Origin of the sequence: Pseudomonas putida, from assembly GCF_026625125.1 — a bacterium.
Classification (GTDB): Bacteria; Pseudomonadota; Gammaproteobacteria; order Pseudomonadales; family Pseudomonadaceae; genus Aquipseudomonas; species Aquipseudomonas putida_X.
On the sequence record NZ_CP113097.1, the window covers coordinates 2545060 to 2558195 of the forward strand.

The window sequence follows — 13136 nt, forward strand, 5'->3', positions numbered from 1 at the left end:
GCAGCCTGCGCCGCCCAGGGTGGTAGAAGGCCTGCCCGTCACGGCGTTTGGTCGGAGCTTCCCTTGCTCGGCGTTGGCAGATTTTCAGCCGGTATCCTTTGCGCTGGCTGACACCCTGCAGAGCAGCTGCCACACGCGTCACTTGCGCAACCACCAGTTGCCGACGATCTCAAACGGCGCCACAGGCTGCGCGCGCAGCCGAGCAGCACGAGCGCTACGATGGCGTATTGCACCAGGAGGCTCATGAGGCGGCCCGAACGATGCTGTAGGTCAGCCACGCCATGACGTAGGCCACAACGAACATGTAGCCAAACGCCAAACCCACCTGCCGCCAGCTGGCAGTCTCCTTGCGGATCACCGCCAAGGTCGACATGCATTGAGGCGCGAATGCGAACCAGACCATCAGCGACAGCGCGCTGGCCATCGAGATCTGCGCCGACAACACGTGGCCAAGTGACGACACATCCTCGGCGCTGGCCACTGAATACACCGTCGCCAGCGTTGCCACCGCCGTTTCCCTGGCTGCGAAAGCCGGGATCAGTGCCAGGGTAATCTGCCAGTTGAAACCCAGCGGAGCAAAAAGCGGCTGCAGGGCTTTGCCCAGATAGCCCGCCACGCTGTAATCGATCGCGGCCCCGGCTGCACCGGCGGGGGGCGCTGGGAATGTCGAGATGAACCACATGACGACGGTGAGGGCCAGGATCACCCCGGTGAGTTTCTTCAGAAACAGATAACCACGCTCCCACAGTCTCTGGGCCAGGTCCCTTGCGCAGGGCATCCTGTAGGCCGGCAGCTCCATCAGTAGCAGTGGTTGCGCCATGGCCGTGGGCCTCAGGCGCTTGCATACCCAGCCTACGGCCATGGCGCCGACGATCCCCAGCACATACAGCGCAAGCAGTACCAGCCCCTGCAAGCCGAGCACGCCTGCTATGGTCTTGTCGGGTATCACCGCGCCTATCAGAAGGGCATACACCGGCAAGCGTGCCGAGCACGTCATCAGCGGCGCTACCAGTATGGTTGTGAGCCGGTCGTAGCGGTCGCTGATGCTGCGTGCCCCGATGATGCCCGGGATGGCGCAGGCAAAGCTCGACAGCAAAGGGATGAACGAGCGGCCCGACAGGCCCACCCCTCGCATCAGTCGATCGAGTATGAACGCTGCGCGGGGCAGATAACCGGATTCCTCCAGAACGAAAATACAGAAGAACAGCACCAGAATTTGCGGCATGAAACCCAACACGGTGCCCAGGCCACCGATCAACCCGTCGCACAGCAACCCTTGTAGCGGGCCGGCAGGTAGAAGGGTGCGGGTCAGCGTTGCCAGCAGGTCGAAACCGTCAGCGATGGCGTCAGTGATGGGTTTACCCACCAGGTAGACGCTTTGGAAAACCACCAGCATGACCGTCAACAGCACTAAAGGGCCCACCAGGGGGTGGATCAGCCATCGGTCAATGGCATCTACGCGTGTATCACCCACCTGCGGGGTTACCACGCAGGTGGCGAGAATCTGACGAACCCGGGTGTGCAGGTCCTCTTCCATCGGTACCGCTGCAACCTGGTGTTCGCAGGGTGCATCGAGCGCCTTGAGCAGCTCGTCAGCCCCGTCGCGACGAACGGCGATGGTTTGCACGACAGGCGCATTCAGCGCCGCTGACAGCTTGCGGGTGTCGATGCATATACCGCGCTTGCGCGCAGCATCGGCCATGTTCAAGACCAGGATGATGGGGATGTCGTAACGTTGGACTTCAAGGACGAAACGCAGGTGCAAACGCAGGTTGGTGGCGTCTACGACGCACAGCAGCAAATCGGGGCGAGCCTCGCCGGGGTAGTCGCCCTGAAGCACGCGCAGTGTCACCCGTTCATCGTCGCTGACGGCAGACAGGCTGTAGGTGCCCGGCAAATCGAGAACCCGGCATGCGCGGCCTGACGCTGTGCGAAGCACGCCCTCTTTGCGCTCGACCGTCGCGCCAGCATAGTTCGCCACCTTTTGCCGCGCACCGGTGAGCACGTTGAAGAGGGCTGTCTTTCCGCAATTCGGGTTGCCGACCAGGGCTAAGCGGGTCCCGGACATCAGACGCCTACCTCCACCACGATGCGCATGGCTTCATTACGGCGCAGCGCGAAGCGGGTGCCGGCAACCTGTACCAGAATGGGGTCTGCTCCCCACGGTGCGCGCGCCACTACCGTTACAGGTTCACCGGGGACAAATCCGATATCCTGCAGGCGCTGGCTGAGGCAATCAGAGGTGTCCGCCTTCAGAACCTCGGTGACGAACGCTTTTTGCTGATGCGGCAAATCGCACAGATACATCGAACTACCCATGATGTTAATGATTCGGATTTGCGTTGATGCTATTGGCCGCGCAGGCCAGATACAAGGAATGTGAAGATATCTTCACGAAAGCCAGGCACCTGGTGTATCTGGTTTGAGCGCGAGGCGCAGATGACGTTTATCAACCCTGCTCACAAGGACCTGACCGCATGAAAGCACCCTTGACCTTCTGCCTGCTGGCAGCCATGACCGGCACGGCCCTGGCCGCGCCCCCCGTTTCGCGCCTCGATGAGGTGCTTCAGCGCGGTACGCTCAAGGTCTGCACGACGGGCGACTACAAGCCCTATTCTTCCCTGCGTGCGGACGGCAGCTATGAAGGCATCGACATTGCCATGGCACAGTCCCTGGCCAAGAGCCTCGATGTGAACATTCAGTGGGTGCCCACCACCTGGAAAACCCTGATGCCGGACTTCCTGGGCCAAGGCTGTGACATTGCAGTCGGGGGCATTTCGGTGTCACTGGAGCGGCAGAGGAAGGCATTTTTCAGCGAGTCACTGGGCGTCGACGGCAAGATCCCGCTGGTACGCTGCGCCGATGTGCAGCGTTATCAGACCGTGGCGCAAATCAACCAGCCCCAGGTCAGCGTGATCGAACCCGCTGGTGGCACCAACGAGGCGTTCGCACGGGCGCATCTGGGCCAGGCGAGCATACGCCTGCACGATAACGTGACGATTTTCGACGAGCTGCTGTCGGGCAAGGCCGATGTGATGATCACTGACGCCAGCGAAGCCCGTTATCAGCAGAAGCTCAAACCCGGGTTGTGCGCGGTCAACCCGGAGCGCGCCATGCAATACAGCGAAAAAGCCTTCCTGCTGCCTCGTGATGATGTGGCCTGGAAAGGCTACGTCGACCAGTGGTTGCACCTGAGCGTGGCCAACGGCAGCTACGACAGCATCACTGCGCAGTGGCTGGCGGCGCCCTGAGGCTGCCACAACCGCCCGTTTCCAGGCGATTGTGATCGTTGCGCCCTCTGCCAGGTCAGACAGCGGCGGCGAGCTTGGCGCTGGTCTGGCGACGGCGATAGGCACTGTCGCGGCTCGCCAGCCACCAGTACAGCGGCGAAGTGATCAGCAGGCCCACCAGCCAGGACAGGTCGGCGCCGTTGATGTGCTCGGAGATCGGCCCCACGTACAGCGGCGTGTTCATGAACGGGATCTGCACCACGATACCCACGGCATAGGCGGCCAGCGCCTGCGGGTTGTAGCGCCCGTAGATACCGCCATCGACCTTGAAGATCGACTGGATGTCGTAGTCGCCCTTGTGAATCACATAGAAGTCGATCAGGTTGATCGCAGTCCACGGCACCAGCACCACCAGCAACACCAGCACCATGTCGACGAAGTGGCCGATGAAGTCGGCTGAGGCAAACACTGCCACTACGCAGCAGGCCACCAGCACGATCAGCGACAGTACCGCACGGCTCTTGGCGGTGGGGATCCAGCGGTAGGCGAAGGTCTGGATCAGGGTGATGATCGACAGCACTGCGCCGTAGAGGTTGAGAGCGTTGTGGCTGATCACGCTGAGCAGGAACAGCACCAGCATGATCGGGCCGAGGGTGCCGGTGGCGAGCTTGACCGCATCCATGGTGTCCATGCCGGCGGGGATCGCCAGCACCGCGACGGCGCCGAAGATGAACGATAGGCTCGAGCCCAGCGCCGACCCCAGGTAGGTGGTCCAGAAGGTCGAAGATACCTTCACGTCAGCCGGCAGGTATCGCGAGTAGTCCGACACGTACGGGGCGAAGGCGATCTGCCACAGCGCCGCCAGCGACACCGTGGCCAGCCAGCCGGCCAGGTTGAAGCCGCCGCGGGTCAGGAAATCGTCGCTCTGCACGTGGCTGAAGATGTAGCCGAAGCCGACCACGATGCCGATGCCCAGTACCCAGGTGCCGATGCGGTTGAGTACGTGGATGAAGCGATAGCCGATGATGCCGATGATTCCCGAGCCCAGCGCGCCGATGACGATACCCACCGGTACCGGCACGCTGTCTACCACGCCATGCAGCGATTTGCCGGCCAGGACGATGTTGGAGGCGAAAAAGCCGATGTACATCACCCCGGCGATCACCACCACCAGCAGTGCCCCGAGCGAGCCGAACTGGGCGCGGCTCTGGATCATCTGTGGGATGCCCATTTGCGGGCCCTGCGCCGAGTGCAGTGCCATCAACACGCCGCCGACCAGGTGGCCGACCAGAATGGCGACGATGCCCCACAGCAGGTTCAGGTGAAACAGCTGCACGCCGAGCGCGCCGGTGACGATGGGCAGCGGCGCGATGTTGCCGCCAAACCACAGCGTGAACAGATCCCTTACCTTTCCATGGCGGTCTTGTGGCGGCACGTAGCCGATCGTGTGTTTTTCTATGAGGGGTGCCGAATTGGCTGCACTGGTCATGACTGACTCCAAGGCAAGGTGGGGCATCGGGTGCTGCCCGGGTGCGTGCCGGCGAAGGGCGACGCGTTCTTGTTGGAGCGATGATGCGGGGAGCGGGGGGAAGGAGAAATTAGTAAATATGTGCCCATAAACCTTAAAAAACCTAAGGCTGACAAAAGGTTAAGAGGCCAGTGGTAGCAAAGAGCGCGCCACCGGGCTGGAAGGCGCGGGCTTGGCCGGTTCGGGCAGGCATGCGTGCATACGGGTGGGCGGTGTTGGTGCGAACTGCCCGATTGCAGTGCGCCCGGTTACATCGGCAGTATCCGGTCCTGAATCACCTCTTTCATCACCAGGGTCGAACTCAAGCGCTTGACGTTGGGGATGCTGGTCAGTTGTTCGTCATACAGTTTCTGAAACGCCGGCAGGTCTTTTGCCACGACATGCAGCAGGTAGTCCGGATCTCCGAACAGCCGCTGCGCCTCGACGATCTGCGGTATTTCGCCCAGAGCCGCCTCAAAATCCGCCACTGGCTGACGGGTGACTTCGCGCAACGTGACGAACACCAGCGCGGCGAAGTTCAGCCCCAACGCGCTGGGTGCCAGGCGTGCGTGGTAACCGAGGATCGCCCCTGATTCCTCCAGCGCCTTTAGCCGCCGATGGCAAGGTGACAGGCTCAGCCCCACGCGATCGGCCAACTCGGTAACCGACAAACGACCATCTTTTTGCAGCTCGGCAAGTATCTTGCGGTCTGTCCTGTCCACGGGGAAAATTCTTCCACTAATAAGGCGTTGAGGGGGAATATACGAAAGATAATGCCCCGCTGGAATCCGTACGCTTTCCTCACTCCAAATTCAGTGAAGGAAGTCTGACGTGTCAATCAATGTGCTGGCGGCGTTCTGGGCCGTGTCATTGCTGTTCGTGATCACCCCCGGTGCAGACTGGGCTTACGCTATCTCGGCCGGCATGCGCGGGCGCTGGGTGATGCCAGCGGTCGCCGGCATGCTGTCCGGGCATTTTCTGGCAACACTGATCGTTGCGGCTGGCGTGGGGAGCCTGGTTGTCGGGCACCCACAGGCATTGTTGTTGCTGACCTTGGCGGGTTGCACCTACCTGCTCTGGCTGGGCGGCAACCTGTTGCTGAGCCCGGCGGTGCCACAAGGGGGGCCGAGTGATTCAAGCGATAGCGGCTCGCGCTGGGCGTTCAGAGGCTTTTGCGTGAGCGGGCTCAACCCCAAGGTATTCCTGTTGTTCCTGGCCTTGCTGCCGCAATTCACGGACCCTCAGTCGAGTTGGCCGGTACCTGTACAGATCCTGCTGCTGGGGCTGGTCCACCTGTGCAGCTCGCTGGTGATCTATCTGCTGGTAGGTTATGGCGCCAAAGCCGTCCTGAGTACCCGGCCGGAGGCGGCGAAGAGGGTGGGGCGGTTATCGGGAGCGGCGATGATCCTGGTGGCGCTGGGGTTGATGGTGGGGCAATTCGGCTGAGGGGCCAGTGACTAACGGCGAGTAGCGGGGAACGAACTGTTTATTGCACATCTCTTATCCTCAGATGGATGGCAATGTGCCCGGGACTCCCCAGAGATGAAACCGCTTCAACGACACGAAACCCCAACGCCGCTACCGCACTTTCTGCTCAATGGCGGTGCCATCGGCACACGGCTGCAGACGATGGACTGGAGCGATTCACCGCTCGGCCCGCCGCAATCCTGGTCGCCCCACCTGCAGGCGGTGATGGCCACATTACTGCCGGCCCAGGCCCAGTTCGTGCTGTTCTGGGGGGAGGCTTTTGCAGCGCTTTACAACGACGCCTACGCGCCGACCATTGGCAGCAAGCATCCCCACGCTTTAGGGCGCCCAGCCCAGGAATACTGGCGCGAACTGTGGCATGACCTCGAACCGTTGCTGCGTGGCGTGCGAGAGACTGGCCAGACCTTTTCGGCCAAGGATCGCCCCTTTTATATAGAGCGCCACGGATCGGGCGAAACGGTGTACTTCGACGTGTCGTATTCCGCAGTGCGTGAGGCCGATGGCAGTGTCGGCGGGGTGCTGTGCCTGGTCACCGAGACCACCGAGAGGGTACGCTTGCAGCAGAATCAGGCGTTTTTGCTGGAGTTGAGCCGCACGTTGCCTGGGTTGGGTGAAGCCGATCGCATCGAAGCCTACGTGGTGAGCCGCCTGGCTGAGCACCTGGGTGCGACGCAGGTCTGTTTCGCTGAGGATCAGGGCGACGGCGTAGGGTTCAAGGTTGCGCACGACTGGGCTGATGGCGTGCCATCGCTGGTCGGGCAACACCGCTACGCGCGCTACGGCGCTGCGCTGCATGAGCGACTGGCGGCAGGGCAGGTGGTGCAGCAAGCGTATGACAGTGCAACGTCACCCCTGGGCGGCCTTTGCTCGACGTTGCATGTGCCGGTGCTGCGTGGCGGTCGCCTGGAAGCCATGCTCGGCGTGCATTGTCATGGCCCGCGCCAGTGGCTTGAAGAGGAATGCCGCTTGGTGGAGGAGACGGCCAAGCAAGGCTGGGCGGCCATCACCCATGCCCGCGCAGAACGCGCCCTGCACCTGCTCAACGACAGCCTGGAGGAGCGCGTCACGGCGGCACTCGCCCAGCGTGAGGCCGCGATGCTGCAGTTGCACGAAGCGCATAAGCTGGAAATGATCGGGCAACTGACGGGCGGTATTGCCCATGACTTGAACAACATGCTCACGCCTATCATCGGCTCTTTCGAACTGCTGCGCCGGCACTCACAGTCCGACCGTGCCCCGCGCCTGATCGATGGGGGGCTGCAGGCTGCCGAACGGGCACGCAATCTGGTCGCGCGCTTGCTCAGCTTCGCCCGTCGGCAAACCCTCAAGCCCCAGGCAGTTTCGCTGGCCGCTCTGGTAGAGGACATGCACGAGATGCTGGCCCGATCACTGGGGCCGACCATCGCGGTGAGCGTGCAGATTGACCCGGCTTTGCCTGCGGTGGTCGTAGACCCTCATCAACTTGAGCTGGCGCTGCTGAACCTGGCGGTCAACGCACGCGACGCCATGCTCGAAGGTGGCGCCCTGAGCATCTGCGCCGGGCTTGAGGGCGAGGGCCCCGAAAGGCCGGCGACTCTGGCGGCGGGACAGATGGTGTGGCTGCAGGTTCGCGACAGTGGCAGTGGCATGGATGAAGATCAGTTGCGCCGTTGCGTCGAACCGTTCTACTCCACCAAAGGCGTCGGCAAGGGCACCGGCCTTGGCCTGCCGATGGTTCAGGGGCTGGCCGTACAGTCCGGTGGCGGCTTCGAGATACGCTCGCAGCAAGGGCAGGGTACGGTTGCCACGTTGTGGCTGCCGAGCAGCGATGGGGTTGCGGTGTGTCGTGACAGTGAACGGGCAGAGGTGCCGCTGGCAGACCCTACGCGTCGGGTGCTGCTGGTGGACGACGAAGAGATCGTGCGCCATGCCACAGCCTTGCAATTGCGCGACCTGGGGTATCAGGTGACCGAAGCGGCCAGTGCCGCTGCAGCGTGGCAGTTGGTAGAAAAGGGCTGGTGGCCTGATGTTCTGGTGACCGATCATGTCATGGCGGATATGACCGGGGTGCGGTTCGCTCAACGGATGCGCGAGCGCCAGGCTGACCTGCCCGTGCTGATCATAACCGGCTATGCCAACCTGACACCGCGCGAACTCAAGGGCTTCGAGGTGTTGCGCAAGCCGTATCGGCGCGCAGAACTGGCGCAGAGGGTGGCGCGCCTGCTTACCGGCAGGCCTTGACGGCCTTCAAGGCGCCAGCACCTTGCCAAGCAACTGGCATACTTGCTCGACCGAGTACGGCTTTGCCAGAAAGGTGAACCCTTCGTGGCCGCCTTCGGCAATCGCGTCGCTGTAGCCGGAGGTGAGGATCACCGGCAATTGCGGGCGCTGGCGGCGTAGCTCGCGGGCCAGGGCCAGGCCGCCCATACCGGGCATGACCACATCGGAAAATACCGCATCGAAGTCGCCTGCCGGCCCTGCCAACTCCACCAAGGCGTGCTCCGCTGAGTTCACCCAGCAGATTCGGTACCCGTGGTCTTCGAGGATCTGCGCGGTGAAATTGCCCAGATCGGGGTTGTCTTCCACCACCAGTATCCGCCGCCGCGCGCCGTTCACCTGAGGGGCGCTGAACTCGGCGGCCCTATCGGCGTGCTCGGCAGGCGGTTCCTCTTGCGGCAGGTACAGGGTAAAGGTCGTCCCCTGGCCCGGGATGCTGGCAACCTCCACATCCCCCCCGGATTGCTTGGCAAAACCGAACACCTGCGATAGGCCGAGCCCCGTGCCTTCCCCGGGTGCCTTGGTGGTGAAGAACGGGTCGAAGATGCGCTCGAGCAGTTCATCCGGGATACCAGCACCGCTGTCCACCACTGAGATGGCGGCGAACGGCCCGTCGTGTGCCTGCTGGTCGCGCAGGCCAGGCATGCGTTGGTTGGGCAGCAGGCGCAAATGCAAGGTGCCTTCGCCGGCCATGGCATCACGGCCATTGAGCATCAGGTTGATCACCGCGGTTTCCAGTTGGCTGAGGTCGGCGCGGATGTGGCATGGCGTCGGCGGCAACTCCAGTGCTACCTGGATCCGCGCCCCCGTGGCGGTGTCGAGCATGTCGGCCATGGCCTGCAGGCGCGCCCCGGCTTCGAATAGCTGGGGGCTCAATGCCTGACGGCGGGCAAAGGCCAGCAACTGGCCTGTCAGCTTGGCGCCGCGGTCGACAGTGTCGGCCATGGTCTTGAGGTAGCGTTCGCGGCGGCTTTGCTCGAGGTTGGGGCGCTGCAGAAAGTGCAGCGACGAGCGGATGATGGTGAGCAGGTTGTTGAAGTCATGGGCGACGCCACCGGTCAACTGGCCGATGGCTTCGAGCTTCTGGGCCTGGCGGAGCACGGCCTCGGTATGCAGCAGTTGGGTAGTGCGTTCTTCGACGCGGTGCTCCAGGGTGGCGTTGAGCGATTCGAGCGCAGCCAGCGCCTCCCGCACTTCGGCGTGGGACTGGACCCGCTGGATATGCGCCCAGCAACGCTCTGTCACTTCCCCGATCAGCGCCTGTTCGTAGCCCGTCCACTGCCGTGGCATTTTATCGTGGATGGCCATCAGCGCGGTGAGTCGGCCGTCCTTGACCAATGGCATGCAGATGGTGGCGGTAATGCCGATGGCCTGGAAGGTGGCAGCTTCGTCACTGGCCAACTCGTTCAGGTTGTCGTTGATCACCAGCGGCAGGCCGTTGCGCAGTTGGCTGACGGCCAGGCGGCCGAAGTCAGCCAGGCGGTATTGGCCCAGCAGCCGTGGGGAACCCGGGGCGACAGCGTCGCCGCAGATCGTGAAGCCATCTTGGTCGGCATCCATCACGGCATAGGCGCAACTGGACAGCTGCAGGTGCTCCACCAGCATGCCGGTGGTGATGGCCATTACCCGGTCCGGATCCGTGGCATTCGCCACGGCCCGCCCCAGGTCGTCAAGAAATGCCAGCCGCTGGTTGGTGACCACACTGCTGGTCGTCTCGGTGACCGTGTCGAGCATGCCCACCACTTCGCCGTTCTGGTCACGAATGGGGCTGTAGCAGAAGGTGAAGTAAGCACGCTCCGGGCCGCCGTTGCGGTCGATGGTCAGCGGGAAGTCTTCGATATAGACGGCTTCGCCGCCCAGGGCGCGTTCGGCCATGGCCGAGATGTCGGCCCAGGCTTCTTGCCACACTTCGCGAAACGGCTTGCCCAGCGCACCGGGTTTTCTGCCAAGGATTGGCAAGAACGCGTCGTTGTGCAGGGTAAGCAGGTCGGGGCCCCAGAGAATCGCCTGAGGAAAGCGCGAGGCCAGGCACAGGGCCACGGTGGTCTTGAGTACGTCAGGCCATCCCTCGATCGGGCCCAGGGAGGTCGTGGTCCAGTCGTGATTGCGAATGCGCTCGGCCATCAGCCCGCCGCCGTCCAGCCATTTAGCCATGTGTGCTCCGCCCATCCTTTTGCCGGGGATGCCAAGGGTGCACCGAGCATAACCGATTGGCGAGGGCTTTATGCTGCATGCCGGTGATCAGCCGCAGCAGGGTCAACGAATGAAGTGCACCTTGCCGGTGTCGTCATTGCCCATGTAGATCCCGTACACCCCAGCCTGCCGCTCGAGGATGTAACGCTCGAGAATCTGCCGTATCGCCGGATAGTAGATCTCGTCCCAAGGGATCTGGTCGGGTTCGAAGAACGTGTAGGCCAGCGTTTCTGGCCCGTACTGGCCGGTCTCCTCGGTGGCGATCGCGCGAAAGATGATGTACACCTCGCTGATTGTCGGCACGCTGAAGATCGAGTAGGGTGAGACGATTTCGGCACGCACGCCGCTTTCTTCCCACACCTCACGCAGCGCTGCCTGCTCGGTGGTTTCGCCCGCTTCCATGAACCCGGCCGGCAGCGTCCAGGTGCCGGGGCGCGGCGGGATCGCCCGCTGGCACAGCAGGTACTTGCCATCGCGTTCGATGATGCAGCCGGCGATGATCTTCGGGTTGATGTAGTGGACATAGCCGCACCCGGTACAGTGCAGGCGCTCATGGGTGTCGCCATGGGGAACGCCCCGGGCCAGTTCTGTGGTGCAGTGCGGGCAGTAGCGCGGGGCGTTGGGCATGGTCAGCGGCCTATGCGGGGTTCTATACGGGGTTCCTTGAGGGCCAGAGGCTCGACCATGTCGCGCACCTTGGTGTTGTCGTCCTGCTTCTGGCGCAGGTAGTCCAGGGCCACCTTGGCGGCGGCGCGCACATGGTCGACCGAGGCCTGGTGGGCCACCAGCGGGTCGCCACTCTTGATGGCGTCGACGATCTTTTCCATTTCAAGGTTGCTGGCGCCGCGGCGGTTCTGCTGCGACACCGAGGTGGCGCGCAGGTAGCTGATGCGCGCCTGCAACTGGCGCAGCTGCTGCGCTGCGACCTGGTTGCCGGAGCCTTCGAGCAGTACCTCGTAGAAGCCTTGGACCGAGTCCAGCACCTGCTGCAGCTCGCCTTCCTCGAGTGCCTCGCGGTTGACCTCAAGCGCCCGCTCCAGGGCCCGGATGTCCTTGGCTTTGGCATTGAGGGTGAACAGCTGCACGATCAGGCCTTCGAGTACACAGCGCAGCTCGTAGATATCGCGGGCGTCTTCCAGGGTGATGATGGCCACGCGTGGCCCCTTGGCATCGGCGAATTCCACCAGGCCTTCGGACTCCAGGTGTCGCAGGGCTTCACGCACCGAGGTACGGCTGACACCAAGGCGGTCGCAGAGGTCGCGCTCGACCAGGCGATCGCCGGGGAGCAGGTGGAAATTCATGATCGCGCCGCGCAGCTTGTCGAGCACGATTTCACGCAGTGTTACGGGGTTGCGGTTGACCTTGAAGCTGTCGTCGAGTGGCTGGCGTTTCATCAGGTGCGCTCTTTATGAGGCTGTTTCGCCAACATCGCGGAACACCCCGAACCGAGGTGCTCCCTGCAGTGGTTCGAACAGCCCGTTGTTAACGGGTTGACTCCGCATCGGCTTCGGCGAACGCTTCGCGGGCCAGGCGGAAACTGTCCACCGCCGCGGGCACGCCGCAATAAATGCCGACCTGGAGCAGGATCTCGCGAATCTGTTCACGGCTCAGGCCATTACGCAAGGCGCCGCGAATATGGAGCTTGAGCTCGTGGGGCCGGTTGAGCGCGGAAATCATGGCCAAGTTTATCATGCTGCGCTCTTTGAGCGATAAGCCATCGCGGCCCCAGACGTGGCCCCAGCAGTACTCGGTAACCAGCTCCTGCAAAGGCTTGGTGAAGTCGTCGGCGTTCTGGATCGAGCGGTTAACGTAGTCCTCGCCCAGCACCTGGGTACGGATCTGCAAGCCTTTTTCGTACTTTTCGTTGCTCATCGTCTGGCTCCGAATCAAAAGAGGGGCCGCAACCAAGGGTGAGAGGGTCGCGCGGCCCCTGAAAAAAGAACTGTCGGAGCCGCTTTGCGGCCCCGAGGGCATCAGCCCAGCGGGGGCAGGGCGCCCAGTTTGCCTTTGTGGTAGACCATCGGGGTCACCGGGTCGGCGGGCAGCACCAGGTTCTTCACCGCGCCGACGATGATCGCGTGATCGCCGCCGTCATACTCGCGCCACAACTCGCACTCGATGATCGCCGTGGCCTTGCTCAGCAACGGGTTGCCCAGCTCGCTCAGGTGCCACTCGATGCCTTTGGCCTTGTCCTTGCCCTTGCCGGCGAAGGCGTAAGCCTCGGCAGTCTGCTCGGCGGACAGCAGGTGGATCGCGAACTGCTTGCTGTCGCGCAGGATCGGGTAAGTGTCAGAGGCGTAGTTGGGGCAGAACAGCACCAGCGCCGGGTCGATCGACAGCGCACTGAATGCGCTGGCGGTGATGCCGACAATGCCGCCGTCGGCGTCCAGCGTGGTGACCACCGTGACCCCTGACGGGAAGGAGCCCATCACGTCTTTGTAGATGCCTGGTTCGATCATCGT

12 protein-coding genes are annotated in these 13136 nt (G+C 62.9%); 3 read left to right on the forward strand and 9 right to left on the reverse strand.

From position 1 onward, the window contains the following. Positions 1-241: 241 nt before the first annotated feature. Both feoB and OSW16_RS11735 read right to left on the reverse strand, forming a co-directional pair. Positions 242-2068 carry a ferrous iron transporter B gene (gene feoB / locus OSW16_RS11730; RefSeq protein WP_267823278.1) on the reverse strand — a complete coding sequence of 609 codons (1827 nt, stop codon included), beginning with the start codon at positions 2066-2068 and terminating at the stop codon, positions 242-244. Then, entirely contained in the window at positions 2068-2319 is a 252-nt protein-coding gene (locus OSW16_RS11735) for a FeoA family protein (RefSeq protein WP_267823280.1), read from the reverse strand. Before OSW16_RS11735 ends, feoB begins: the two co-directional genes overlap by 1 nt. A gap of 158 nt (positions 2320-2477) precedes the next feature. Here OSW16_RS11735 and OSW16_RS11740 point away from each other — a divergent pair, with 158 nt between their 5' ends. Beyond that, positions 2478-3251, forward strand: coding sequence for a transporter substrate-binding domain-containing protein (locus OSW16_RS11740; protein ID WP_267823282.1), 774 nt, complete (start codon positions 2478-2480; stop codon positions 3249-3251). Positions 3252-3306: 55 nt separating this feature from the next. On the opposite strand, the gene OSW16_RS11745 is transcribed toward OSW16_RS11740, so the two are convergent. Both OSW16_RS11745 and OSW16_RS11750 read right to left on the reverse strand, forming a co-directional pair. Continuing rightward, entirely contained in the window at positions 3307-4719 is a 1413-nt protein-coding gene (locus OSW16_RS11745; RefSeq protein ID WP_267823284.1) for a purine-cytosine permease family protein, read from the reverse strand. Between the two features lie 287 nt (positions 4720-5006). Next, positions 5007-5459: an Lrp/AsnC family transcriptional regulator gene (locus OSW16_RS11750; RefSeq protein WP_267823286.1), complete on the reverse strand. Its 453-nt coding sequence runs from the start codon at positions 5457-5459 to the stop codon at positions 5007-5009. Between the two features lie 109 nt (positions 5460-5568). On the opposite strand from OSW16_RS11750, the gene OSW16_RS11755 reads away from it, so the two are divergent. Both OSW16_RS11755 and OSW16_RS11760 read left to right on the forward strand, forming a co-directional pair. Continuing rightward, the gene (locus tag OSW16_RS11755) at positions 5569-6183 is read left to right on the forward strand and encodes a LysE family translocator (RefSeq protein ID WP_267823288.1); all 615 of its coding nucleotides are present in this window, start codon (positions 5569-5571) and stop codon (positions 6181-6183) included. Between the two features lie 96 nt (positions 6184-6279). Then, the gene (locus OSW16_RS11760; RefSeq protein ID WP_267823290.1) at positions 6280-8445 is read left to right on the forward strand and encodes a response regulator; all 2166 of its coding nucleotides are present in this window, start codon (positions 6280-6282) and stop codon (positions 8443-8445) included. Between the two features lie 6 nt (positions 8446-8451). Here the strand turns inward: OSW16_RS11760 and OSW16_RS11765 are convergent, their stop codons facing one another. From OSW16_RS11765 to OSW16_RS11785, 5 genes are all read right to left on the reverse strand, one after another. Next, the gene (locus OSW16_RS11765) at positions 8452-10635 is read right to left on the reverse strand and encodes an ATP-binding protein (protein ID WP_267823293.1); all 2184 of its coding nucleotides are present in this window, start codon (positions 10633-10635) and stop codon (positions 8452-8454) included. A 102-nt stretch (positions 10636-10737) separates the two neighbouring features. Then, positions 10738-11301, reverse strand: coding sequence for an NUDIX hydrolase (locus OSW16_RS11770; RefSeq protein WP_241805825.1), 564 nt, complete (start codon positions 11299-11301; stop codon positions 10738-10740). 2 nt (positions 11302-11303) lie between these two features. Next, the gene (locus OSW16_RS11775; protein ID WP_012314143.1) at positions 11304-12068 is read right to left on the reverse strand and encodes a GntR family transcriptional regulator; all 765 of its coding nucleotides are present in this window, start codon (positions 12066-12068) and stop codon (positions 11304-11306) included. A gap of 88 nt (positions 12069-12156) precedes the next feature. Beyond that, a complete protein-coding gene (locus OSW16_RS11780; protein WP_012314144.1) occupies positions 12157-12546 on the reverse strand; it encodes a carboxymuconolactone decarboxylase family protein in 390 nt (129 codons plus the stop codon). Between the two features lie 101 nt (positions 12547-12647). Then, a complete protein-coding gene (locus tag OSW16_RS11785) occupies positions 12648-13133 on the reverse strand; it encodes a flavin reductase family protein (protein ID WP_267823299.1) in 486 nt (161 codons plus the stop codon). Positions 13134-13136: the final 3 nt, after the last annotated feature.

Coding starts and splice junctions, on each gene's coding strand:
- OSW16_RS11765 (WP_267823293.1), bottom strand. CDS start 10,635: ATGGCTAAATGGCTGGACGGCGGCGGGCTGATGGCCGAGCGCATTCGC.
- OSW16_RS11770 (WP_241805825.1), bottom strand. CDS start 11,301: ATGCCCAACGCCCCGCGCTACTGCCCGCACTGCACCACAGAACTGGCC.
- OSW16_RS11785 (WP_267823299.1), bottom strand. CDS start 13,133: ATGATCGAACCAGGCATCTACAAAGACGTGATGGGCTCCTTCCCGTCA.
- OSW16_RS11775 (WP_012314143.1), bottom strand. CDS start 12,068: ATGAAACGCCAGCCACTCGACGACAGCTTCAAGGTCAACCGCAACCCC.
- OSW16_RS11745 (WP_267823284.1), bottom strand. CDS start 4,719: ATGACCAGTGCAGCCAATTCGGCACCCCTCATAGAAAAACACACGATC.
- OSW16_RS11780 (WP_012314144.1), bottom strand. CDS start 12,546: ATGAGCAACGAAAAGTACGAAAAAGGCTTGCAGATCCGTACCCAGGTG.
- OSW16_RS11740 (WP_267823282.1), top strand. CDS start 2,478: ATGAAAGCACCCTTGACCTTCTGCCTGCTGGCAGCCATGACCGGCACG.
- feoB (WP_267823278.1), bottom strand. CDS start 2,068: ATGTCCGGGACCCGCTTAGCCCTGGTCGGCAACCCGAATTGCGGAAAG.
- OSW16_RS11760 (WP_267823290.1), top strand. CDS start 6,280: ATGAAACCGCTTCAACGACACGAAACCCCAACGCCGCTACCGCACTTT.
- OSW16_RS11735 (WP_267823280.1), bottom strand. CDS start 2,319: ATGGGTAGTTCGATGTATCTGTGCGATTTGCCGCATCAGCAAAAAGCG.